This window comes from Mycobacterium attenuatum, from assembly GCF_900566085.1.
Classification (GTDB): domain Bacteria; phylum Actinomycetota; class Actinomycetes; order Mycobacteriales; family Mycobacteriaceae; genus Mycobacterium; species Mycobacterium attenuatum.
Genome location: NZ_UPHT01000095.1, coordinates 25,217 through 51,318 on the forward strand (window position 1 = coordinate 25,217; position 26,102 = coordinate 51,318).

Annotated in this window: 10 protein-coding genes; 2 read left to right on the forward strand and 8 right to left on the reverse strand. The window is 67.6% G+C overall.

The annotated features are described in order from the left end of the window. The first annotated feature begins 188 nt into the window (after positions 1–188). Positions 189–1,562, forward strand: coding sequence for an MFS transporter (locus EET13_RS16055; protein ID WP_122443216.1), 1,374 nt, complete (start codon positions 189–191; stop codon positions 1,560–1,562). Between the two features lie 17 nt (positions 1,563–1,579). On the opposite strand, the gene EET13_RS16060 is transcribed toward EET13_RS16055, so the two are convergent. The 8 genes from EET13_RS16060 to EET13_RS16095 are packed head-to-tail and all read right to left on the reverse strand — an operon-like array spanning position 1,580 to position 24,445. Then, positions 1,580–2,782 (reverse strand): condensation domain-containing protein, encoded by a 1,203-nt coding sequence (locus tag EET13_RS16060; protein WP_122443217.1) that lies wholly within the window; start codon positions 2,780–2,782, stop codon positions 1,580–1,582. Positions 2,783–2,784: 2 nt separating this feature from the next. Further along, positions 2,785–4,566, reverse strand: coding sequence for an alpha/beta fold hydrolase (locus EET13_RS16065; protein WP_122443218.1), 1,782 nt, complete (start codon positions 4,564–4,566; stop codon positions 2,785–2,787). A 3-nt stretch (positions 4,567–4,569) separates the two neighbouring features. Then, on the reverse strand, positions 4,570–5,508 hold the full coding sequence (locus EET13_RS16070) for a chlorinating enzyme (protein ID WP_122443219.1): 939 nt from the start codon (positions 5,506–5,508) through the stop codon (positions 4,570–4,572). Next, a complete protein-coding gene (locus tag EET13_RS16075; protein WP_122443220.1) occupies positions 5,505–9,953 on the reverse strand; it encodes a type I polyketide synthase in 4,449 nt (1,482 codons plus the stop codon). The genes EET13_RS16070 and EET13_RS16075 overlap by 4 nt, the downstream gene beginning before the upstream one ends. After that, a complete protein-coding gene (locus tag EET13_RS16080; protein WP_122443221.1) occupies positions 9,953–13,807 on the reverse strand; it encodes an SDR family NAD(P)-dependent oxidoreductase in 3,855 nt (1,284 codons plus the stop codon). Before EET13_RS16080 ends, EET13_RS16075 begins: the two co-directional genes overlap by 1 nt. Continuing rightward, a complete protein-coding gene (locus EET13_RS16085) occupies positions 13,804–15,096 on the reverse strand; it encodes an ATP-grasp domain-containing protein (protein WP_211189082.1) in 1,293 nt (430 codons plus the stop codon). Before EET13_RS16085 ends, EET13_RS16080 begins: the two co-directional genes overlap by 4 nt. Beyond that, positions 15,080–16,138 carry a phytanoyl-CoA dioxygenase family protein gene (locus tag EET13_RS16090; protein WP_122443223.1) on the reverse strand — a complete coding sequence of 353 codons (1,059 nt, stop codon included), beginning with the start codon at positions 16,136–16,138 and terminating at the stop codon, positions 15,080–15,082. The genes EET13_RS16085 and EET13_RS16090 overlap by 17 nt, the downstream gene beginning before the upstream one ends. Before the next feature lie 12 nt (positions 16,139–16,150). Further along, complete coding sequence (locus EET13_RS16095) at positions 16,151–24,445, reverse strand: MupA/Atu3671 family FMN-dependent luciferase-like monooxygenase (RefSeq protein ID WP_122443224.1); 8,295 nt, start codon at positions 24,443–24,445, stop codon at positions 16,151–16,153. 361 nt (positions 24,446–24,806) lie between these two features. Here EET13_RS16095 and EET13_RS16100 point away from each other — a divergent pair, with 361 nt between their 5' ends. Further along, positions 24,807–26,099 (forward strand): cation:proton antiporter domain-containing protein, encoded by a 1,293-nt coding sequence (locus tag EET13_RS16100; RefSeq protein ID WP_122443225.1) that lies wholly within the window; start codon positions 24,807–24,809, stop codon positions 26,097–26,099. Positions 26,100–26,102: the final 3 nt, after the last annotated feature.

Below are 26,102 nucleotides of genomic sequence, written 5' to 3' on the forward strand. Positions count from 1 at the left end.
ACCTACACCCGTTCGCGGCAATAACCGATCGCTCGGTGGTGCGTCGCTCGGACGTCTCGAACCGGCTCTCACCTAACGCCTCTTGCGTTTTCAGAATTCGCCAAGGATTCGCGTAGCGCCTCTGGCGAAGCTGTGCTGGTCGACGTACTCGCCGCGATAGCGGCCCTTGAGAGGGAGCAGCAGCACCAATGGTTGGCATCAACCGCAAGGGATTCTCCAGTGGCCCGGCGATACGCGGTGGAATACACCGGCTGGGTGCGATGCTGCTGCCCGGTAGCGCGGCGGGTCGCATGCTGGCCATCAGTGCAGGAATCGACTCGCTGGGCACTGGGCTGTTTTTTGCCTCCTTCACGCTGTATTTCGTCGGCATCGTCAAGATCGGTGCGCCCCAAGTCGCCCTTGCCAGCACCGCGGCCGGAATCCTCGCCTTGTTCGTCCCGGTGCCGCTGGGCCGCCTGGCGGACCGGCTGGGGCCCGGAAGGCTCTACATCGGCCTGCTGGTCCTGCGTGGTCTCGGCTACTGCTGCTATGCAGGCGTTTCCGGCTTCAAGGGTTTCCTGGTACTCACCATGGTCCTGACCGCCGCCGACCGGGCGAGCACACCGCTGCAGCAGTCGGTGGTCCGGGCGTTGATCGGCAACCAGGACGGCACTCGGACGATGGCCTCAATCCGCGGCGTGCGCAACGTGGGCCTGACCGCGGGCTTCCTGCTGGCCGCGGCGGCGTTCGCCACCGCTGCGATGTCGGTGTTTACCGTGCTCTTTGTCGCCAACGGAGTCTCTTTCCTCGTGGCGGCCGCCATGGTGTGGCCGACGGTTTCGCGGACGGAAGCGGTGGCAGCGCCCGCTCCGGCAACCGCTCCGACGGCCGGTCCGACGGCTGGGGCCGCCGCATGCCCGCGGTCCCCGTTTCGCGACCGATGGTTCGTGGTTTTCACGATCGGCAACGGCGTGTTGTGGCTGCACGACAGCGTGCTGATCGTGTTGCTGCCGATTTGGGTGATCAAGCACACCGCGGTGCCCGCGGGGTGGGTGCCGGTCTTCATGGCGGTCAACACGGTGCTGACCGCGGTGCTGCAGGTCTACGTGGCCCGGTTCGCAAACGGGGCTGTGGCCGCGAATCGGGTACTGGGACTGGCGGGTCTGCTGCTGATCAGCTGCTGCGGCTTCTTGGCTATCGGCCAGGCCGCACCCACCGCCATCGCGGTCGTGGCGGTGCTGACGGCGGTCATCCTGCTCTCGGTCGCCGAAAATCTCCACAACGTTGCCGCCTACGAACTGTCCGCAGAGCTGTCACCCGAGGTGGCCTCGAGCCGCTACCTGGGCGCCTTCAGCCTTGCCTACACCGGTCAACAGGTCATCGGTCCTGCCGTGATGGCCGTGCTGATGCCGGTGGGGCTGATCGGCTGGCCGCTGCTGGCGGGGGCCTTCGGCGCCGCCGTTGTGGTCTCGCGAGGTGCTGCCGGCCGCTGCCTGGCCGAGCGGGCCGGAGCGGCGTCGCGCCGGCCGGTTGGTGCGCATCGGTTCTTCCGCGGGTTGCTGTCCGCGGCGTGCCCGGCGTAGCAGCGAGCACTCGGGCATCACACCTCCGACATCTCGCGTAGCGCCCACACCAATTGGTGGGCGAACTCATCGGCGAATCGCCCGGTCACCGCAAGCGGGTTGTCGGCCACATACACCGACGGCGCGCGATGGTCGCCCCGGACCATCACGTGGATATCGGCGCGCGGCGGGCCTACCGCCCAGATGCTCGGCTCGTCAAGCAGATTCAGCGCGGACTCGTGCACGGTAGGTCGGTTGGCGGTATCGAACTCAGCCAGCACCGTCATCCGGTCGGGGTGATCGAAAAACGGCTGCATCGGGGCGGGATCGGCAGCCAGTGACACGCAGCTGTTGTCCAAGACATCGAGAAGAGCACCGCGGGCCTGCGAAATCAGCGCCCCCGCACCTACATCCGACACAATTCGCATCGGACGCGGCTCCATGAGCGGCGCCACCGTGCCGTCCAATGCTTGGGTGCCGCGGTAACCGACCTCGGTCAAGAGCACCGTTTCGGCCGCGTCGACCTGCCGACGCCAAACCATGTGCACCGCGGCGACAACCGGGGCCAGCAGCGTGGTCCGGTACGCCGAAGCCAGGGAAACCATGGCGTGTTCGTCGGCGACCGTCAGCGGCACCCGGCGGATACGTGCCGTCGTCGCGGCAGCGCGCGGCACCCGCGGATCGGCGCCAAAATTCGCACCGGCAAGCTGTCGCCGCCAGTGCAGCCGCTCGGTCCTCGCGTCGGACTCGTCCGACCCGCCGGCCCGCTCAGCCAGCGCCGCGCCGAATTGCGCCGGTGCCGGGCCCAAGTCCGGTGGCGGGCCGGCTTGGCACAACATGCAGAGTTCCTGGGCCAGCACATGCAATGACCACGGGTCGCTGATCAATCGGTCCAGGCCCATGACCACATACTGCTGCTGCGGCTGAACCGTTGCGACCAATCGCGCCCGCCACAACGGTTTCCCCGCTCGTCGATACCCGGCCAGCGCCAGCTCGGCGGCGAAGCTGCCGATGTCGCCGGCATGGGTATCGGCCCCGGCAACGGCGTCCACCACGGTTTCGGGCGCAGCCGCGGACAGGTCGGGCCACAACAGCCGCAAGGCCTCGTGCCGCGATGCCAAGACGGCCAGTCGCGCAACCAGCATGTCCAGGTCAATGGCGGAAGCCTCGAAAACCAGTGGAGCAAAATCGGCTCCGAGCGGACTGCGAGCCTCACGTAACCCGATCAGCCAACCTGGCATGCTCACCCGCGCGCCACCTGGTCGGTCATCGTGACAAGAACGCGCCGCTGGCCCCGGTAGGGCGCTCGGCCGTGCAGCGTCGTCACGTTGTCTACCACCAGGACATCACCGTGGCGCCACGAGTGTGCCACCGAAACGGCTTCCAAGACATGGCGAATGGCGTCGAGATGGCGTTCCGGTATGGGCTCGCCGTCGCCGTAGGCCGCATTGTGCGGCAGCCCGTCTTCGCCGAACTCATCGAGCAATGCGTTGCGAATCTCGACCGGAAGGGCCGAATGATGCCACTGCTCGGCCTGGTTGAACCACACCTGCCGGCCTGAGTTCGAATCATGGATGAATGCCGGCCGGCACTCGACGATACGCAGCGCTCCGCCGGGTAGCCACGTCGCGGCTGCGCCCGAATCTCGCAGCAAGCCGGCCACCGTTTCCTGGTCGGCAGTCTCGAAGGTCTGCTGCCATGACTTGCCCGGCCCCGATCCGCTGTGCATGGTGCGTAGGTAACGAATTCCCTTGCGTTGCATGCAATCGACGACTTCCTCCAGCCTCGGGTGAGTAACCAGGGCGCGACCGTCGGCGAGCAGCGTCTCACCGCCCTGGGCCGCGGGCGCTTGGCAGCAGAAGTACAGCCGCGTGGGCCAGTGGTCCGCATACGACATTTCGTTGTGGGGGCTGATCGGTGCTTCGGGCGGATACTCGGTCGAAGTATAGATTCCGTTTCCCAACGCGGTCCGGGGCGAGTTTCCGCCGACATAGGGTGTCGGTTCAATGCCCGTCGACCCTACGATGAGCTGCAGCCCGCGAGCGTCGGCCACGTTCCACCCCCGGGCCAATAGCGCTCCATGATCAGTCAAAAATGTTTCCAAACAGTCGTTTTCGACAAGGACGTGGTGCAGCGCCGCCGGTGTGTCCCTGCCGCGGGGAAAGATGACCGGCAGACACCGGCGGCCTTGTCGGGCGCGCAACCACATATCCTCCCGGCGCCAGGGCCGCCGATGCCCAGCGACTGGACGTGTCGCTATGGAACCGTTGCGGCCGTGGCGCAGAAAGCCGGCCACTTCCGCCGCGTAGCTGTGCGCGGCATCCTGCGGGAGCATGTGTCCGCCGCCGGGCAGCGTCCGAATCACCGCCTGCGGGTGGGTGTCTGGCCAGTGTGCCACCTGTTGAACCGGACACGCCGGGTCCGCCTCGCCGACGAGCACCAGCAACGGCGTCGTATGGTCCAGCGATACGCACACCGCCGACTCGTACACCTCGCAATCCGCCCGGATCGCCTCGGCGAACAGCGCGAAAAGTGCGGCGCTGTCCTTGTCGCCGACCGGAAAGGTGCCCAGCGTGCGGCACCAGTCAAGCCGTTGCGCGTCGGTCATTTTCGACAGCGGTCGGGCCGGGTCCAGGTAGGCCGGCGGCACGACGGCCGACATGACGACCGCACGTGCCGGCCGGCCCTGCTGTTCCAGACGTGCGGCCAGCGCCGACGCAACATAGGCACCGACACTGTGACCGACCAGCACCCCGCCGAGCAGGTGGGCCGGCAGGTGCTCAAGATAGAACTCGACCAGCTCGCCCAGCTCGCGCAGGACGGGCCCACGCGATCGCGGCCGTCCGGGCTGATCGACGGCGGTGACGCGGTAGCCCGGACCGAGCTCCTGGCTAAGCTTGGCAAACGAGTGCGGACTGCCTCCGCCGTGCGGAAAGGCCAGCAGCGAGCGGTGCGGATCCGTGATGTCCGCAGGTCCGTAGCAGAGCAGGCCGAAGCCGGCGGCCTGTCGCTGGTAACCGGCCACCGATCACCCCGCTACCGCGGCCACGGTGTGATGCGGAAAATGCTGGCCTCTGTTGTCGGTGCTACGAATCTTGTTGTGGCCGTAGGTGTCCTGGCCGGCTACCAGTACGGCACCGTAGTGCGTGAGGTCGAAGTACCCGCCGTGGGCTTCGAACGAGGGCCAGCCCGGGTAGACCTTGACTTCCGTGGGCACGTATCGGGACGCGATCGCGAACCGGGTGGACCGTTGGGTCGTATTCGGGTACGAGGCGTGCACGCACCTGGCGGTGAAGATCACGCATTGCCCGGCTTCCATTTCCATGGCCAGCGCTTCCTCCTCGGGCGGCACCCACGCGGGGTCGACGCGGAATTCCTTGAAGTCGTAGCCGAAGAACGATCCGCTGCTCTCCATGGCATCAACGGAGCTGTACTCGCCGGCGCGGCCCATAGTGATCGACTTGCTTTCGTCGTAGTAGAGGGTGCGGTGTGATCCGGGCAGGAATTTCATACAGCCGTTTTCCTTGGTCGCTTCGGTGAAGGTGGTCCACACCGTGATGTCGAGCGGCAGGTCATCGGATTGCGTGCTGTGCTGCAGCATCGCAGTTCCGGTGGCGTATTGGTAATTGCGGACTTGATGCCACTCGGTGCCCGGCGTGCCGGGAAATTTCGGAAAGAACTCAGTGCGCCACGCGAGCAAATCCGGACCGAGAATCTTGCTGACCTTCTCGATGATCGTCGGATGCCCGATATGTGCTGCCAGCTCGGGGATGTCGAAGTGACGATCGTAGTTGACCTCGTTGTCGAACAGGATGTGGCTACGGTCCTGGTTGGCGATGCGGATGCGTCGCAACATCGCTTTCGCCTCATCGGGCGAGTAGAGCGTGAAGGGTCCGATGACCCCGCTCTCCTCGAACGCTCGCAGGTCGGGGTCGTCGATCGTGTGTGCGCTTACGACACCACTCATCTGAGAGTCCTTTCCGGTTCACCTAGAGCTTCGAGGGATCGTGTGAGTTCCCGCTTCAATTCGGCGCTCAGCTCGGCGATGGAGCCGACCGAGCCGATGGAGCCGACGGAGCCCGAGTGCGGCTGCCGGCCGCCGCCGGGCGCCGTCACGGCGGCCTGGTCCGAGACCAGGTGGGAGGCCAGCTGGGCGGCCAGGGCAGCGCACGTGGGATAGTCGTAGATCAGCGTCGGCGGCAGGTCGATCCCGGTAGCAACCATCAGGTCGCGGCGCAGCCGAAGGCCGGCCAGGGAGTCTAAGCCAAGATCTACCAACGGAGCATCGACGGCCACGACGTCACTGCGCAGCAGTGCCGCAACCGCACGGCAAACGAACCCGGGGATTTCTCCGCCCGCTACGGCGGCCCGCCACCGGTCGGTGCTAGCAGGCGCGTCGTGATCCGGCGGCTCGGCCCAAACCTGCGCGGCCAGCGCTTCGGGCCTCCGCATCACCCCGGAATCGCCTTCTGCCACAACGGGATCTGGCAACGCGTAACAGGTACCCCCGCCCATCGGTACCCGCGCCAGCGCGTCGAGCCATTGGTCGGCCGGCAGTGCCCGCGGCCCCGAGGCCGAATTCAGGCCCCGACTCATGCCCACCTGATCCCACGGCCCCCAGGCAATTGTGGTCACCGTCGAACCGGCGGCCCGGCTGATCGACTCCAGCGCCGCGTTGGCCGCGGCGTAGGCGGCCTGTCCCGGCGAACCCAACAGCGAAGCCAGCGACGACATCACCAACATCGGACAGCCATGCTGGGCAGCCAGCCACGCCAGCAAGGTGGTGCCAAGCACTTTGGGCGCCAGCACCGCCCGCAAGTCGGATTCGGTGACCCGGGAGGCTATCGCGTCGCGAAGGATCCCGGGGGCCGCGATCACCAGCGAAACCGACCCCTGGGGCAGGGACCGGGCCAGTCGCTCCACGTCGGCACGCACAGCCACATCCGCCTGTGCCCATTCGACGACGCAGCCGGGCGGGCCGGCGACGGGTTGGACCGGTGGGTTGCGGGCGACGAGCACCACGCGCCGCGCACCGTTGCGGGCGCACCGCTCGATCATCCGGGCGGCGATGCCGCCGGTGCCGCCCCCGATCACGACGGTGTCCAGCGGTCCGGTGAGTCCGGTCAGTCCCGCCTTGCCGGCGGTGCCGGGCGTGTCGATCAGCATCGGGGCGAGCCGCAGCGTGCTGCGCAGGGCAATCTCCGAGTGATCGTTTCGGAGCATCTCCGCGCTCACCGTCTGCGCATCGACGGTGCCGTCGCAGTCGATCAGCCGCCAGCTGATGCCGGGTGCCTCGGCACGAGCAGACCGGACGAAACCCCAGACCGCTGCTTGATCGGGGCGGTTCAACGCTGATCCCGGCACATCGGCAGCCCCGGCGGTGACGCTCACGACGGGCACCTGACGGCTGGCGCTCGCCACGGCCATCGCGGAGCGCAGCGAGATCCAGTCCCGGGCCGGGTCTGTCGCATCAGCCGGGCCGGCACCACCGACCCCGGTGAGATCGACGATCGCCTCAGCCGACTGCAGCGCGCTCTCCAATAACCGGGTCGCCCGGCCGAGGTCTGCATGTAGCACCTTGTCCCAATCCGGAACCGTCCGACAGCCCGGCAACCGATTACGCAACGCCTCGACCACCGGCGCCGCAGCTTGCGGTGCCAGCACAACCGGGCGTGTCCAGGCGATGGCCGACGTGCCGGCGTCCAGTGGCGTCCACACCACACTGGCAAGCCGGACCGGGCTTAAGAACGGAGCGCCGCCGGCGGCGCGTAACCGTGGCCAGTATCTGGTTTGCCGAAATGGGTAGGTGGGCAGGGCAATCCGGCGTGCGCGGCGGTGCAGTGCGGTGCCCGACCAGTCAATCGGAATGCCTCGGTCACGCAGCCCGAGCAGAAGGCGCCCGCTGGGCGGTGCCTGGTCGTGACGGTCCAGCCGGACCAGATGCTCTGCCAGCGCCGCGCGGTTGACCGCGACGATCTCCGCAAGAACGCCGGAGGGTGAGAGGTCGACGAAAACGGCACCGGTCGGGATGACCGGGGCCCGCACCGCGTCGCCGAACAACACCGGGTCGCGTACCTGGCGACCCCAATACGCGGGGTCGGCGACCTGGTCACCGGTGTGCGCAGTCACGCTCGAAAGCATCGGGATGTCGGGTGGGCGCGGGTCGGCCATCGCGGCCGCCGCAGCGACATCGGCGATGACCGACGCCATCATCGGGCTGTGGAAGGCGTGCGTGGTACCCAGCGGTGTGAGCCTCACGTCGCGTGAGCGCAGTACCTGGCTAACGGCGGCCAGCTGGCTCTCCGGCCCGGACAACACGACGCTGTGCTCGGAATTGATCACCGCCACTGCGACATCGGCGGCGCCGGCCGCATCGATGGCGGCAGCGGCGCGCCGAGCGTCGGTGACCGCTACCGCCATCGCGCCGCCCGCGCACCGCTGGTCCATCAGGCGGCCACGCACCCCCGCCAACACCACCGCCTCGACCGGACTGAACACACCGGCGATCGCGGCGGCAGCCAGCTCGCCAAGGCTGTGCCCGAGCACCAGGGCGGGCCGCGCTCCCGCCGTGATCAGCGTCTGGGCCAGCGCGATCGCCGCGGCCACCAAGGCCGGTTGCAGGTAGGCGGCCTGTCGTCGCCGCGGGTCGTCGCTGCCGGCGATGATCTCGGCGAGGTCGGCGTCAAGGCGCGGGCGGGCCTGCTGGTGAAGCGCGTCGAACTCGCGTCGGAAATCCTCGTCAACCTCCAGCCACCGCTGTAGCACCGACCAAGCCTCACCCCCTTGCCCCGGGAACAGCAATATCACCGAGCCTGCCGCAGCGGGCGTCAAATACGTTGCTTTGTCGCCGGATTCGGCCGCAATGCGCAGGTTGTCGGCAGCCTCTGCGGTGGTGGCGGCCACTACCGAAAGGTTGGCGCGAAGCGGCGCGCGGCCGGCCAGGCTGGTCAACGAGACGTCGGCGAGGTCGACGTCTTCGGTGCCGCGCAGTCGGTCGGCCAACCGCAGCGCGGAGTCACGCAGGGCCGACCCGTCGTGGGCGGAGACGGCGATCAGGTACCGCCCGCCCGCGCCGGGTTGGCGTGCCGTTGCGACCGGTGCCTGTTCGACCACGAGGTGCGCGTTGGTTCCGCCGGCACCGAATGAGCTGACGGCGGCGCGTCGGCGGTCCCCTTCCGGTCCGGGCCACGGCGCGGCCGCGGTCGGCACATAGAGCCGGCTGCCGGTCAGATCGATCTCGGGGTTGAGCGTGCGAAAGCCCGCTACCGGAGGGATGACGCCGTGCTGCACGGCCAGCACCGCCTTGATCAATCCGGCCACGCCGGCCGCGGTGTCCAGGTGTCCGATGTTGGCCTTGACCGCGCCAATGGCGCAGCCGGTGCCACCGTCGCCGTCTAATACCGCACGCAGGCAACGGATCTCGATGGGATCTCCGAGCCGGGTACCGGTTCCGTGGGTCTCTGCCAGACCGATGGTCTGCGGGCTGCGCCCAGACAGCGCGTGGGCCGCGGCGATCACCTCGCGTTGGCCCCGCATGCCGGGTGCAGCAAAGCTGGACTTGTCCCGGCCGTCATTGTTGATGGCCGATCCGGTGATGACCGCCCGGATGGGGTCGCCGGCGGCGACGGCATCCGCGCACCGCTTGAGCACCACCACCCCGACACCGTTGCCGCCCACCGTGCCGTCAGCGTCGGCGTCAAAAGGCAGGCAGCGACCGCTCGGCGACAGAATCCCGCCGCTGTGGTGCAGGTAGCCGCAGGCAAGCGGCACGTGCACCGCGGCGGCGCCGGCAAGCGCCATATCGCACTCGCCCGACAACAGACTCTGGATCGCCAAGTGGGTCGCGACAAGCGCACTGGAACACGCGGTCTGTACGTTGATCGCCGGTCCGCGCAGGCCCAGCTGAAAAGCGACCCGGGTGGCCAGGTAGTCGCCCCGGTTCGCCACCGATATCAACGGCACGGCGCTGCCCTCGACGAGGTCGGTGTCGGCGAGCACCGCCTCGGTGAGGTACGACGACATTCTGGCCCCCGCGTAAAGGCTCATCCCGGCGGCGGCGAAGCAGCCTACGACCGCCGTCGGCGACTGCGGCGAATACCCGGCGTCTTCCATTGCCGCCCAGGCGCATTCGAGGAACAGCCGGTGCTGCGGATCGGTCAGCGTCGCCTCGCGATCGCTGATGCCGAAAAAGCCCGCGTCGAAAGCGTCGGCATCCTCGAGAAACCCGTCGGCGGGCACATACTCCGGCGAGTCCACCAACGCCGCCGGAACACCGCACCGTAGCAGCTCGGCGCGCGAGTGCCGGCGGATGGCGCAAACGCCATCAACCACGTTGTGCCAGAACGCTTCTGGGTCGGCAGCACCGGGAAACCGGCAGCTGAGCCCGATCACGGCGACGTCGAACTCGCTCATCAGCTCGTCCTGGATGCCTCGCGTAGCGAGGCACGCCGGCGCAGGTTTGCACGCGGATCATCGGCCGGTGGCGGGTTCTGGTCCGCACGGCTGACCTCGCAGGCGCTGCGGTCCTCGATCACCCGGGCCAGTTCCCGCAGCGTCGGGTACTCGAACACCGCCACCGCGGGCAACGCCACACCCAGTAGTTGCAGCACCCGTTCCTGCAGCCGCGGCACCAGCAATGAATGACCGCCCAACTCGAAAAAGTCGTCCGCGGCCGACACGTCGGGCAACTTGAGCAGTTCGGCCCAGATCCCGGCGAGCACTGCCATGGCCGAGCCCTGATCGCCCGCCGCGGCCGGTGCCGGCGGCCCGGCCGGTTGCTGTCCCACCACGTGCGCCGGGACGGGAACCCCGAACGCGTCGGTGACCGCTGCCGTGACATCCGTTGCGGGCCCGGCCATCCGGACCTCGATCCGTTCCAGCGGCCGCAAGCCTCCGGCCAGGTGCGCCAGGCGCCGATTACCGGTGTCCAGCCCCACCGCGTACCAGCCCGGCCGGGAACGCAGGACGGCGTCGAGTGCGTCGATCCCCGCGGCCGGGTCGATGGTGGCCAGCCCCATCTCGGCCGCCAGGTCACCGCCGGCGACGTCTAGGCTCATCCCGGGACCGGCCCACCGGCTCCATGCGATCGACCAGGCGCGTCTGCCCCGGTCCCGGTGCCGGGCGGCCAGCACGTCCTGGAACCGGTTGGCGGCCGCGTAAGCGGCCAGTTCCGGCGCGCCGACCAGGCTGTGCACCGACGTGAAATAGACCTCGATCGCGTGGGCACGCTCGGCCAGGAGCCGCTCGACGGCGATGGCGCCACGACCCTTGGCGTAGAGCATGTCGTCGATGTCGGCCGCCGACAGCTGCACCGCCGACCGTGGCACCAGCTCGCCGGCCAGCGCGAACATTCCGTCGATGGGCCCGCCGTGCTGCTGCTCGAATACCTCGACGGCAGCACGCAGGGCCATGGCGTCGGCGACATCGACCGCGAGATAGGTCACGTCTCCCATCTCGCGCAGCGCGAGCAGGGTGCGCCCGCGCGGCCCGGCGGGCTGGGTGCAGTCCAGCTCCGATGTCCCCACGACCAGCAGGTGCGCGCCGAATTGGCGGAGCAGGTATTCGCAGACGTGTCGTCCGACACCGCCCAGGCCACCGATGACGAGGTACCGCCCTGCTCGCTGAAGTGCAGACTCCCCGGCCGCCCGGATCGGCGCTGCCGCAGTGGTCAGGATCCGCCGCACCGGCAGCCCAAGGTCCACCTCGGCCGGTTCCTCCCGGGACAACTCGTCGGCTACCGCTTCGGGTGAAACCGCTGAGCCGATGAACCGGACCTTCAGCCGGGGCAGGTCGCGCCCGGCGCTGTGCGCAAACGCCGCCAGCGACTGGCCGTATTCGCAGCCCGTCGGGGCTACCACCGACAGTCGCGACCCGCCGGTTTGCTCCATGACGCGCAGCAGGGCTGCCAGGTCGGCGCATCGCCCGGCAACCTCGTCGGGTGTCGGCGGCCCCACCGGCAGCACATGAACCACATGCTCGGGGCCGCCGTCGAGCAGCGACCGGATACGTCTGCGTTCCTGGGCATCTGTGAGCTCAAAAGCGCTGGTGCTCAACGCATGTCCTCGACTTCGCAACGCTTGGGCCAGCGCGGCGGTGAATTCCTCGCGGTCGCTCAGCAACAACACCGGCAGGGCCGGCCCCGGGGTCGCTGATTCGAGGGTGGGTGTGCACAGCACCTCGACCACCGCAGGGCGGATGCCTGCGCCCGGGGCGCAACCGAGCAGCCGCTCACGAATCAGTGCCCGTTTCGGTTTGCCGATCGACGTCTTGGCCACGTCGTTTCGGGTGACGGAATGGATCGGTGTGGGGCTGACGTGGAACTCCCGCAGCACCGCACGACGCACGCGTTCGGCCACCTCCGCGACGGGGTGCCCGGGCAGCGGCACGAAAACGACCGCGATCTGTTCGGTTGCGGCGCCGCCGGCACGGACACCGAATGCGACGCTCCATGACGGGTCGACCCCACACACCTTGTCGACGACGGCCTCGACCTCGCTCGCGGTGATGTTGCGGCCACCGACGATGATGACGTCTTTGTCCCTGCCGATGATGGTCAGGCCCGCAGGCCCGATCACCGCGCGATCTCCGGTGTGCAACCACCCGTCGGGATCCAGCGCCGCCGCGGTGGCCGCGTGGTCGTCGAGGTAGCCGGCGGTGATCATCGGCCCCCGCACCTGTAGCTGCCCCGGCTGTCCGTGGTGCTGCACCGCTCCGGTGTCGTCGACCACCCGTACCGTGCAGCCCGGAACCGGTTGTCCCACCGGCACATGCGTGCTCGTCCGATCGACCAACCCAGGGGCGAAAGCTGCCGAATAGACCACCCCTGAACACGTTTCCGACATTCCCCAGGCCGGGTGCATCGCTGCGGCCGGCAGGCCGTAGGGGGCCAGCGCGCTCAGGAAGTTCAAGCATTGATCGGCGATGATGGGTTCGCCGCCGTTGAGAATGAATGTCAGACAAGACAAGTCCCATGCTGGCCGCTGGTTGGTCGGCAACGCTTGCAGCCGCGCCGTCACCAGCTGATAGGCGAAATTGGGTGCCCAGGTGACCGTGATCCGGTACCGGTCAACCAGTTCCAGCCAGGTCAACGGCTCACGCAAGACTTTATCGGTGGGCACCTGGACTTGGCGGCACCGCAACCAGACGTCGCGGATGTGGAACATGACCAGCCCGCCGACGTGGTCGAGGGGGAACCAGTTCAGGGAGATTTCGTCGGAGCGAAATCCGTTGTGGGCGCACGCCGATGCGGCGTTGGACAGGACCGCGCGGTGCGTCTGACCGACAAGTTTCGGCTTGCCGGTGCTGCCGCTGGTGGGCAATCCGAGAACCAGGTCGTTGGGCGATCGGCTCACCAGCGAGCCGGGCCGGGCCGCGCGCAACTGATCAATGTCGGCAAATCCTGGCGTGTTTCGCGCCGCGGTCAGATCGGTCACCACCACAGCCGCCGCGGCCGACGACATGACGGCCTGCAGTGCCTGTATTGCGGATTGCGGCTCAACGGTGTCCGGCAGCGGCGATGGGACAACGATCAGCCCGGCCAGCACCGCGCCCCAGAAGCCGGGCACAAACTCGGTGGGTTCACCGCATGCCAGCACCATGCGGTCCCCGGGTCGAAGCCCGCGTTCCTGCAGGCCGCCGCACACCCGCTGGGCCTCGTCGAGAAGCTCGTCATAACCGGCCACGGTGAGTCGCCCGTCGCGGCTGAGCAGGCGGAGCGCGTCACGATACGGGCATTCGGCGGCAGCCGAAACCAACAGTTCACCCAGCGTCGCCGGGCCGCCACCGCGGGCCTGCCCGCCGCTGAGGACGGCAGCCGGCGCCAGTGGGTCGCGGACCGGTTCCCGGGCCGACGGTTGTGCCGTGCTGATCGCGCCGGCATACCCGTCCGCGCTCGCCGGTGCGAAGGCCACGGTCACCTCGGCAGCCGCGCCGCAGGCGGACTGCATGGCCGCTTCGGTTCGCGCCAACGTCATTTCGTCGAGCACCGGTAGCATCGCCAGGCTCCCGATGTCCGCCGCACCGCTGGCGGTGCGGGGCACGCTCGAGACCAGCACCACGTCGACCGGCGCCTGAGGCGCGCCGGCGGTGATCGTGTCCCGGACCCCGCGGCTGGTCACCGGTTGGGCCGGCACCACATAGGCGACCAGGCGTTGCTCACCCGCCTCGGTGCAGCGCTCAATCACCATGCAGTCCAACGTGTCTGGTGAGGCAGCGAGTATCCGTGCGATATCGGACCGCAGGTCCGATCCCAGGCTGCCGATGCTCACTTAGCCTCCTTCAGTTCGAAGTTCGTGGCGATAGGCGCCAGCCGAACGTGGTCGTCACCGTTTAGGCTTTCGGCCATGCTGGTGGCGGTGGCGATGTCCGGGTAGTCGTCGGCGCCCAGCAGCCGGACCAGCCCGCCCGCGTACCGTCCGCGCACAACAAAGGCGCTCCAGATCGGGTCGACCGCGGGCTCGCTATCCCACGCGCCCGGCGGATACTGCGGTGGCAGATACTCTTGAACCACCCAATCCCCGGTGTCGCAGGCAGTTTCGGCGATGTCGCGCCACGCCGCGGCCGGGGTGCAGCGACCCAGATAAACCTGTTTGCCGCCGTCGGACGTGGCCTGCTTGAGCACCATCCCGGGCTGTTGCGAGACGGCTAGGCCGGGAAGATCCACCCACTGCCCACGCCAGCGGGTGGGGCCCGGCCGGATGGTTCGTGTCCATGCGACGGTGTCGCACACCAGCCGGCGCTCCGCGGGCGTCAGCAGCGGTTGCGCCTCATCGGCTTGCCGACTCAGTTCGGCGAGCACCCTGCGGTCGTTGACCACCGCGGCGATCGGGCCGCTATGCAACGAGACGAGGCCCCGCTTGGCCGCGGCGACGCAGCGCATCCGGGGGGCTCCGTCGAGCACGTCACCCTCCAGCAGGGCGTGCACGCGCTTCCCCGCACAGGAAATGCCATTCGGGCCATGGTCGAGGTCGGCGTAACCGGCAAAGTACAACCCGCCGGGTGTGACGCGGGCCCGAGCCGCCGCCGCGCGCCACACCGGAAGGCAGGCGCGGCGGACGGATTCGGTGAACTCCGCCGAGCCCGGCGCCCGGATCACCGCCAGGCCAACGGATTCTCCCGCTGTCGCCACACCCGACTCCCGGGCGCAGGCGTGCACCATATCGCACACGGCGGCCAGCGGGTCGGCAATCGTCGGTGACCAGCCGTGCTGCCGGGCCCAACCCAGGTGGATCAGCCAGCCGCCCGCGTGGGCCGCGTTGACGTCGATGCAGCGAAACCGGCCGTCGGAGTAGATGAGATCGGGTCTGGACAGGCATCCGTCCAGCCCGTCGGGAGGCTCGAGCACAAAGGTCAGCCAGTCCTCGTCGGCGCCGCCGAAGACCTCTTCGAGCATGCCCGCGTTCGCGAGCCGGGACGGCAAAGCCAACGACAGTGCGACGAGTCGTCGCGCGGTAGCGGCCAGTTCGACGAGCACTGCCGGCGGGATACTGGCCGCCGATTCTGCAAATCGATACGGGGACAGCGCCGTCACGGTGTCCTCGTCAGCCAACACTGGCACCTGCGGCGATGATCGGGAACTGGCGCGTCGGGTCGTTGGTCGGCAATCGCACGATGTTGCCGTCGGCTTCCCTGGTGATCGCCACGGCGCCTTCGGGAACAAACTGCGCCACCAGCGCGCGCCGGATATCCCCGGTGGAGTTGGGTCCGGTCTGATGTGGCGTGGTGCCGCTCATGCACACAATCGTTCCGGCTTTCGTCGTCAATGACTGTGCGGTGGCCGGTGTCTCGTCGTAGCAGACATATCCGAGCGGCGTACGCCGGTGCGCGATGGTGCCGAGGGTGTGCACGCCGGGCACCATCTGAAGGCCACCGTTGGACTCGTCGCTGTCGCTGAGTGCCACCCAACACGTCAGGTACTGCTGCGGCTCGACGAAGGTGTACCCGTTGTCCTGATGCCAGGGGAACGGCAGCGGCGAGAACGGCTTCTTGTACACCGCCTGATCCCAATACAACCGCACGTCCGGGCCGATGATGTCGAAGACTATGTCGCAGAACAGCTTTGATGTATAAAAGCGTCGCGTGAACGGTGAATTGCGAACGATGTGGGTGGTAAAGGTGATCTCGTCGGCGCGGGCGATGAAGGCGCGTCCCTCCTGCATTCCTCGCAACCGTTGCTCGCCGATGCGTTCCAGCCGGTCTACCTCCGCGATCAGCGTCTCGACGACATCCGGCGGCACAACGTCGGGCAGCACGCAGTAGCCGTCGTCGTTGTAGTGGCGACGCTGGGCTTCGTCGAGCAGCCGCGACGGTCCTTCGATTGGCCGCCAGCTGAACTCGGTGTTCCATTCGTGCAACGGCAGGCTGGCCGCTTCCGGCGGCCGCGGGTCGTCCGCGCGGAAATTGTTGGCGCAGAATGTGCGCCATGCCGTGGTGGAGTCGCTGAAGATCTCTGGGCTGTACCGGGTGGGTCCGGCTCGCACAATAAAGTCGTCGTGGACGAACAACACTTTGGCGTGTACGGGGCTCGCGTCGAGCTGGCGGGCCAGCGCGGGGAATGCGCGCAGCACTGTGGCTGGGACTGCGGTGGCTGACGTGCTCATAACCGTCTCTCCTTAGGACAACCGAGCGGCTTCCGGTAGCTCGCTGATATGCGCGAGCAACGCTTGGGGCGTCTGCGAGTCGAACACATCCCGGATCCGAACCCGCCGGCCGAACACGTTGCGTATCCGGGCCGCGATCTTGATGGCGTGCAGAGAATGGCCACCGAGGTCGAACAAGTCGTCGTTGGGGCTGACCTCGTCACGTTCCAGCACATCTCGCCAGATCTGGGTCATCGCGTCCAGCGGGTCCGCCGGATCGGCACCGGTTGCGTTGCTCGCCGGCCGCGGCGGCGAGGCAGCGCCAATGGCGGCGGCCAACGCGATTCGGTCGAGTTTGCCCGATCCCGTACGCGGCAGCCGCTGCATCGCCACCAGCGTGGTGGGTACCAAATGGCTGGGCAGGAGGGACGCCAATTCGGTACGCACGGCCTGCGGTGTGGTGTTTTCAGTCAGCACCAAACCGGCTGCCAGACAAGAGCCTTCGCCGTCACCCAGCAGGCAGGCGGCGGCCGCCCGCACCCCGGCCACCGCCCGCAGGGCCGTGTCGACCGCGCCGAGTTCAACCCGGTGACCGCGGACCTTGACCTGGTCGTCCAGGCGCCCGACGAACTCCAAACATCCGTCAGCCACCTCGGCAACCACGTCCCCGGTGCGATACCAGCGGCTGCGCGCGCCGTCGGCCTCGGATCGCCACACGAAGCGCTCCGCGGTTTCCGCGGGCAAGCCAAGATAGCCGTTGGCTACCCCGGGTCCGCCGACCAGCAATTCGTCGCCGTCAACCCGCACCGGTCCGTTGAGCGCAGAGCCGATCGGCACGGTGGCCCGCGACTCGAACGGATCCGGATCGCCGATGCGGTACATCGTGGCGCCCACGGTGGATTCCGTTGGGCCGTAATGATTCCAGATGGTCAGCCCGGGCCGGGCAGCGCGCACCCGATGCACCGTGGGCCAGCGCAGCGGCTCGCCACCGAAGATGAGCTGTGCGTGCGGAAGAAATGCATCCGTGCCCGTGCTCAACAACGCATCCAGATGAGTCGGGGCGATTTTGAGCACGTCGGCCGGCTGTCGTGACGTCAGGTCCACCAGCGCCTGGGCGTCGACGCTGGTGTCTTCGTCGGCCAGCAGCAGGGTGCCGCCACGCGTCAGCGCGGACCACAGCGTGCTGTAACAGAGGTCGTATGCCGGTGAACCCACAACCAGACAGCGTTGTCCGGTCATGTCCACCCGCTGCGCCAGCGCGTCGAGATAGCTCCACAGGTTGGCATGCGAGACGACGACAGGCTTGGACTCGCCGGTCGATCCGGAGGTCATGATCACGTAGGCGGCGTGCGCGGCCGGGATGACGGGCATCCGGGCGGTTGGCGTCGATTCGGCCTGGGTCGCCACATCGTGGTGTCCATCCGGCCGCTGTGTGCCGCGCTGCTGCCCGGTGTGGATCACCAACTGCGATCCACACGCCCGCATGTGTGCGGCGAGCGCGGCTTCAGACGTTGAGGCCGCGACAACACTGAAGGCCGCGCCGGCCTTGAGGACGCCGAGCATCGCCGCGACCATTGGCACACACAGCGATCCGACGATGGTGACGACAGCCTCGGCCGGCAGGTCGGCGGACAGTAGGCCGGCAGCGATCCGATCCGAGCGCGCATCCAGTTCGGCAAAGGTGACGCTCGAAGCGCCGTCGTACGCGGCCACCGTTGCCGGGGACTCGGCGGCCCGTGCCGCGAACCGCCCATGGATGGTCTCTGCGGTAACGAGCTCGTCGCCGCTGACCAGCTCGGCGACGATGTCGGCGTAACTCTGCGCCACCCGGGCAATTGCGTCAGCGTCGTAGGAGTCGCGGGTGTAATCCCACTCCAAGATCAGTTGGGGCTCAGCGGTTTCCACCACGTTGAGGCTCAATTCGAAGCGCACGAAACTCGCCGGGTCCGGCAGCGCACGAGCGCAGGCCGACCCGAACCTCGGTTGGGTCACGTGGTCCCAGTTGAAACAGGTGGACACATGTGTCCCCGGTGATTCCGAGAGGATCTCGGCGAACGGCAACCCCTGGTGCTCGTAGGCGTCCAACAGCGCGGCGCGAACAACCGGCAACGCCGTGGCGACATGGAGCTGGGCATCCAGCTGTAGCCGCAGCGGCAACAAGTTGGACAGGTAGCCAACCAATCCGTGCCGGGCCGCGGCATCGCGCGGGTCGGCCGAGACGCCGACGACCACCGCGTCCGCGCCGGCGCACGAGCGAGCCCGGTGCATCAGGTAACAGGCCAGCAGCGCGACGTACCGGGTGCATCCCATGTCGGCGGCGACGCGCTGCAGCGCGGCCACGGTCTCGGCCGGCAGCATCGTGCGCAGCCGGCCACCCGCGCCGGCGGCCAGCTGTGTGGGGCGGGTGACCGCGGTGCGCGCGGCAAGACACGTGCGCCAGAATTGGCGATCGGCTGCCGTTGCGCGCCCGGCGTGCTCGCGCCGCCAAGCGGCGAAGTCGACGGGCTCCGGCAACTCCTGGGCGGCACCGCGATACACCGCCGCGAGCTCGTCGAGGACTATCCGCTCCGAGACGCCATCGAAGACAATGTGATGGGCGGTCAACACAATTCGGCATTGCTGCTCGGTGAGCCGCAACACAGCGATCCGCCACAACGGTCCCACGGCCATGTCGATGAGCTGCTCCGCGTCTTCGGCGTACCAGCGCGCCAGCTCCTCGTCTCGATCGGCGTCGGACAACGCGGTGAAGTCGACGACGTGTACGACCGGCGCGAAGTCCCGGTGCACCAGCAGGACCTCGCCCTCGGCGCCGAACGTCGAGCGCAGCGCCTGGTGGCGCCCCGCGACGGCGATCACGGCGTCCTGCAGGGCGTCGATGTCAACTCGTTCCGCCACCTCCAGCGTGGTCCGGACATGGCATGCTCGGGCGGTATCGGGGTCGGACTCACAGGCCCACCACATGAGTTGCTCGTTGGGCGCGGCCGCGAGCTGAGCTTCCACACCGCCCGTATCGTCGGGCCGGGACGAGCGCAGCACCGAAACCACCGCGTCCAGCAGTCGCTCGGCGTCCAGGGACGAGGCGGTTCCGGGCAGCCTCGCCATCAGCCGGGTCCGTCCGCCGGAGCGGCGAATCATGAGCACTTCGCCGCAATCGCGCGCACCGAAATCTTCGGCGTAGTCCCACAACTGGGCCGTTTGCTCGTCCTGTTCGGCGTCGTCCAGCAGGGAGAGGTCGACCAGGTGCACGGTGGGCGGACCCGCCGGCTCGACGAGCTTCTGCAGGTGCGGCTGGGCGGACACGGCCGCTTTCACCGCCAGGATGACCTCGTCGGGGTCAATGGTGGCGGTCAGGTCAACGGCCGCCCGCGCTCGCTCGGTGCGACCCGACACCTTCGCGGGCTGCGGCGCGGGGGGTCGCTCGGTGGTGTGCAGCCGCTCGCCAAGCCGCACCAGGTGGTCCACACCGCCCAGCAGATCATCTGCGGCGACGCCGAAGTCGACGAAACACGCGATCTCGTCGACCCCCAGACCGGCGATGCGGCGGGCGACGTCAAGCGCATGGTCGAGATCGCCGATTATCGCGTTGTCCTGCAGGAAACGATCGACCGCCCGATCCAGCAGGTAGGTGCGTTCGCTGTCGGTGAGCCGTTCGAAAGCGTGTTGTTCGCGGCTGCCGGTGACCGCGCTGAACAGGTCGACCGACGACCCGAGATAGCGGTGCAGCGGGCCGCGGGCCAGGCGGGCCGCGGAGTCGTCCGAGGTGACCAGCGTGTGAACCAAGGCGGTGACATGCCCGGGACCCGTGATACCGGCGCCGCGCCGGGCATCCCGGTAGAGAGCGATATTCGACGCGAGTTGCTCGGTGGTCTGGCCGACCAGGTTGGTCAGAATCGACAGGCCGCGCTCTCCCGCCGTGCGGAAGGTTTCCGGGGAGCCCAGTGCAGCGATCCAGGTCGGCAGGTCCGTTTGCCGGGGCTGCGGATACAGGCTGGCTTCGGTCTCGATACCGTTGCGCTGGAAGGTGATTGGATCGCCGCGCCACAGCCGATGCACGGTGTCGATGTCCCGCCACATCACTTCCCGGCGCCGGTCGAACGGCTCGCGCGCCAGGATGAAGTCGTTGCGCTGCCAACCGGAGGCGAAGGCAACGCCTATCCGGCCACCGGACAAGTTGTCGATCATGGCCCACTCCTCGGCCACCCGAATCGGGTCGTGCAGCGGGAGGACGACGCTGCCGGCGTGGATTCTGATCTTCGTGGTGATCCCGGCGAGGAACGCCCCCAATACCGACGGGTTGGGCGACAGGCCGCCGAAGGAGTGGAAATGGCGCTCGGGGATCCACAACGTCGCGAGGCGCCCGTCGGCCGCCGCGGCCGCGTTGCGGATCACGTCGAACATGCCGGGCGTGTTGCGTGGGTAGTCGCCGAAGAAGGAGAGGCTGAGCACCGGGGCCGGCGACCCGCCGGAAGTCCGCACCTGCGGCGTATGGGGTTCGGATTGCCTTGGGACCGCGCAGGTCCCGGCCAACCCGCCGGACACGACCGGCTCCTTGGGCTCGACGAACCGCGCGGCTCGGTGAGCCGCCGGAACGTCTGATGTCAACCGGTTGAGCAGGCCGGCATCACGCAACTCGCGGGCCGCGCCGCCGGCCGCGTCGATTATCCGCTGGATATCGGCATCGCTGTGCGCGGTAGAGAGGAAGCAGGTGCCTCCTTCGGCGATGTAGACGCCCTTGGTCAGCATCGCGGCGTTGAAGTAGTCCATCTCCACCGGTTGGTAGGCAAAGCTCAGATTGCCGTTGAGGGAGAAGCGGAAAAAGGAGCCGAAGTTGTGCATCGCGAACGGCACGCCCAGATCGGTGAATCGTGCGTTCAGTTCGGTGCGCATGTCGTCGGTGCGCGCATTGAGCCGGCTGGTGAGCCGCAGCCCGTCGTCGCTGAGTTTGCGCAGCACCGCACGCGCGGCCGCCATCGCCAGCGGATGGCGGCAGAATGTGCCGGCGGTGTACGTGACCGGTGGCCCCGGGGGCGTCGTTCCCCCGTCGACACGGTTCATCACATCGGCTCGACCGGCCACGACCCCGATGGGCATGCCGCCGCCAAGGACCTTGGCGTAGCTGACGATATCGGGTGTGACACCGAAGTGTGCCGCCGCGCCGCCGGGATGGATGCGGAACCCGGTGAGCACCTCGTCGAAGGCCAGCAGCACATCCTGCGACCTGGTGATGTCGCGTAGCTCCCGAAGGAACTCGACGGGATGCAGGTCGGGGCGGCGGTTCTGCACGGGTTCGACCAGCACCGCGGCCAAACGCGAGCCGCGGCTGCGGATTTCGGCTAGCGCCCGGTTGTCGGCGTAGGGCAACACGATCACGTCATGAACAAGGCCGGCAGGAATGCCGATGGCCATCGGGGCTGCTGAAATATCGTTGATTCCGGTCGGGTTGACCAGAGTCGAGTCGAAGTGACCGTGGTAGGCATTGCGGAACATCGCGATGGTGTCGCGACCGCTGTGCGCACGGGCCAGCCGCATCATGGTCATCACAGCCTCGGTTCCGCTGTTGCAGAACAATACTCGATTCTGACCAGTGAGTTCGGCCAGCAACGCGGCGACTTCGCCGGCAACGGCCGATTCGGGGCCCAGCTGGATCCCGGTGGCGAGTTGGTCGCGCAGCGCGTCGACGATGAATGGCGCTTGGTGACCAAAGAAGTTGACTCCGAAACCCATTGCGATGTCGACGTAGTCGTTGCCGTCCACATCGGTGATATGCGCGCCCCGGGAGGAGACCACCCGAAGCGGCGCTGCGAAAGCCGCTGTCTCGGGCCGTATTTCCGAAGCGCTACGCCGGTTATTGCACATCACCGGTAGCTGGGAACGGTATTCGGCGATCGAACGCGCCGTCATGCGGGTGTAGGTATCGGTCAGCGTGCTCAGGTAGTCGCCGCGGTCGTCAGCCGTCGATGGCGCCGTACCGCCGTGTTGAGTCACGTAATCGGTAATCGCCGCGACCGTAAGCAACTCCTCGAAAAGCTGGCGCAGCACCAGCACCACCCCGAAGGTCGTATCGACCCGGCTCACCACCTCGACCAGGACCATCGAGTCCGCGCCCTGCTCCAGCAGTGGGCGGCGCGGCTCCACCTCGTCGGGCTGCATGCCGAGTAGCTCGGCGATCCAGCCCGTGATGACAGCTGCCACCGCGGTTACCACTGCGCTGTGCTGTGGCGGGCGTGCACCGGCAAGCGAGATATCCGCCATCGTGGCTGTCCTTTCGTTGATCGCGCCATTGCGGTCAAGCGGTTTCGGCGGCCGCTTGATCCAGAGTCGTCTGCGGCGGAAAGGATGCGCCGGAAGCGGCACCAGCGCGAAGGTCGCCACGGGATACACCCGTGACCAGTCAACGTGGGCACCTGCCAGGTGCAGCGCGATGGCTAGCCGCTGCTCGTCATCGAGTTGAGCGCTGGCCCAGCCGGGTTCGGCTGCGCAGCGCGACGCCGCCGCGACTTCGACACGCACCCCGTCCTGACGGGCAGCGGCTGATGCGGTGCACGCCACCCACTGCTGGCCGGGCAGCAGATCCACGAGCGCGGCATCGACTGTGGCAGCATCGGCATCGTCTCGAACGACGACGATCCGATTGGGCGCGTCAGCTTCGATGGCGGCCACCAACTTCGACGGTTGGTCCGACTGCCAGGACCTGAGCGCGCCCAGCGCCGTCTGCGCGTCCGGCGCGACGACCACGAGCCGGAATCGGTGGTGGTCCCGACCGACCGCCGAACTGGCGCAGACGTCGGGGAACGCTTCGGCCGCAACGCAGTCCAGAAGCTCAGCGTAGCTGGCCACCAGGTCATGCAGCGCCGCGTCGCTGCGACCCGAAACCAGCATTACCTGCAACGGACGCGGAACACGTTCCGGTGGAGCAATGTCAGGAGCGTCGGCGAGGATGACGTGGGCATTGGTTCCGGCCATGCCGAACGAGCTGATCGCGGCCAGCCGCCCCCGTTGCCGGCGGGACCAGACAGTAGGCCGGGTGGTGACCGCGAATCGCATGGATTCCCATGGCACTTCCGGGTTCAGCCGAGCCGCATGCAGGGTGGGCGGAATTTCGTCGTTATGCATGCACAGCACGATTTTTGCCACCGAAAGCAGGCCTGCGGCAGCCTCCAGATGCCCGAAGTTCGACTTGACCGAGCCAAGCTGAACCGTGCGGGTCGACCCGTACACCTCGCCAAGACCGGCAAGTTCGATGGGATCTCCCAGCCGGGTGCCGGTGCCGTGGGCCTCCACCAAATCGACATCGTCGGGGTCAACGCCAGCCGAAGTCAATGCCTCGCGCATGACGTCGCGCTGCGCACTGCTGCGGGGCACCGTAAGTCCGGCGCCGCGGCCGTTGTGGTTGACCGCGGAGCCCCGGATGATCGCGCGTGGCCGTCTCCCGGCAGCCAACGCGGCCGACAGCGGCTGCAGCACGAATGCCAGCGCCCCTTCCCCCTGCCCGAAGCCCTCGGCGTCGTCGGCGAAGGGTCTGCTCCGGCCACGAGGCGCCACCGCGTCTAACGCCTTGCGCAACAACAGGTTTTGCGGGGTGGCGATGAGGTTCGCGGCGGCTACCACCGCCAGAGTGCACTCGCGGTCGTGCAGGCTGCGACAAGCCAAGTGCAGAGCCACCAGCGATGACGAACACGCGGTGTCGACGTGCATTATCGGCCCGGTAAGTCCGAAGACATGGCCCAGCCGGCCGGCCGCAACGGCGCGAGCCGTACCGGTCCCGGTGTAAGCATCGAACAGCTCACGCCGACACAGATCGGCGCTTTGCAGGAGATAGTCGTCGCTGCTCGTGCTGACGAACGCCCCGGTCCGTTCACTCGCCGCGCAGCGGATCGAGACCCCGGCGTCCGCCAATGCCCGGTCGGTGACTTCGAGGATCATCCGTTGCTGCGGGTCCATCCCCGCGGCTTCCTTCGGCGAGATCGAAAAGTATCCCGGGTCGAATGAATCGTGATCGGCAATGAGCGCGGCACACTGAGGGGATGCGTCGTGGCGCCGCCCGGCACCGTCGCGATCGAGCGTGACATTCCAGCCGTCGTCATTGATGGGCGTGATCGCATCGCCGCCGGCCCGCAGAAACGACCACAGCTGCGAGGCCGTCTCGATACCGGCGGGCAGCCGCAATCCCATGCCGAGCACGGCAACGGGTTCGCGGCGACCGGCCCTGAGTCTTTCGATCGTCTCGCGCTGTCGTGCCAGCGCTTCTCGGGCCTTCGCCAGCAATTCATGGACGTCGACCGGCTCCCCCAGCGAATCGCCTGGCGAAGCGAACCCGGGTCCCTGCATCCGATACCCCTCACCGAAGCATCGACGACGGGCGGCGTTTTAAACCGCGGTCACTGGCCGGCTGGTCGGCCTGCCGAAGCGCTGATCGGAGCCAACGTTTCCGACCTCCCGTCACGTTAGTCGCTAACATCCACTTCCGCGAGGGGCGAAAACGTATCGGGAAACGCAGGTAGACAAGGCGACAGGGGCGTCGAGCCCGGGCCAGGCGGCGACGTAGCCGCCGGCCGGGGCGCCACGATGTCACGGATTGGAGGTGAGCCGAAGCTGTCGTCGTGAGACATTGTCGTCGGGCTTGCGACGAAGATGCCGGGCGGCTGTTTCCATCCAGGCCCAGCGGACGCCACACGAACAGGTGGGTGCTATGGATCGCACGTTGTCGGTTGTGTTCCTCAGCGTGGTCGATATCGCCGTCATCGTCGTCGTCGCCCGATTGTTCGGAAAGCTCGCAACGAGGCTCAGGCAGCCGGCGGTGATCGGCCAAGTGGTGGCTGGGATTGCGTTGGGACCCAGCCTGCTCGGCCTGTTACCGGGTCACCTGGATACGCGCCTCTTTCCCGGCGAGGTAACGCCCTACCTCAGGATCGTGGCCGAACTCGGACTGGTCTGGTTCGTATTCGTGGTCGGCCTGGAATTGGATTTCACGCTGATCCGCGGCCGTCGGCGTGCCGTCGCCAGCATCTCGCTGTTGTCTTTCGTCGTGCCTTTTGCGCTGGGTCTGCTGGTGGCGCTGGTGCTGCATCCACTGCACAGAGTGGTCGATGGCAAGCAGGTGCCGTTGTCGACATTAATGCTTTTTGTGGGCATCGCCATGTCGATCACCGCATTCCCGGTGCTCGCCCGGATTATCGCCGAGCGCAATGTGCATCGAACCGGCGTGGGAGTTCTGGCACTTTCGGCGGCCGCGGTTGACGATGTGCTCGCATGGATATTGCTGGCGTACGTTTGTGCCGTCGTCAAGGGCGACGGCGTCATCACGGTGCTGGGGACCCTCCTGTTATCCGCGCTGTTTGCCGCGATGATGCTGGGCGTGGTGCGACCGTTTCTTACGCGAATGGTCAAGTGGCACAACAAGACAGGCGGCCGCAACCTTTGCATGCTGGCCGTCGTCGCCGGCGGGGTCCTCCTGTCGGCATTCATGACGGCGAGAATTGGTATACACGAGATCTTCGGTGCGTTCCTTTTCGGAGCGATCATGCCCAGACAGGATGCACGACATTTCAGAAGAGCGACCCTCGACCGACTTGGCACCATCAATTCGGTGGTGCTGTTGCCTGTCTTTTTTGTCATCGCGGGCTTCAACGTAGATCTGCGTAGTTTCACCCGCGTCGACCTGGCATTGCAACTGCTGTTGGTGCTCACCGCGGCCGGCGTCGGAAAACTTGGCGGCACCTTCGCCGGTGCCCGCCTGCAGCGAATGACGGTCCGGCACAGCGCCGCAATCGCCGTGCTCATGAACACTCGCGGACTGACGGAGCTCGTGGTCCTGACGGTGGGGAAAGAGGTCGGCACTTTCGATACCGACGTGTTCACCATCATGGTGGTCATGGCGTTGGCCACCACGATCTTCTGCCAGCCGGCACTTCGGATCGTCTATCCCGACCCGGTTCTCCAGGAAGACATCGACGCCGCCGCGGCAGCAGAGCCAGAACGGTGACCA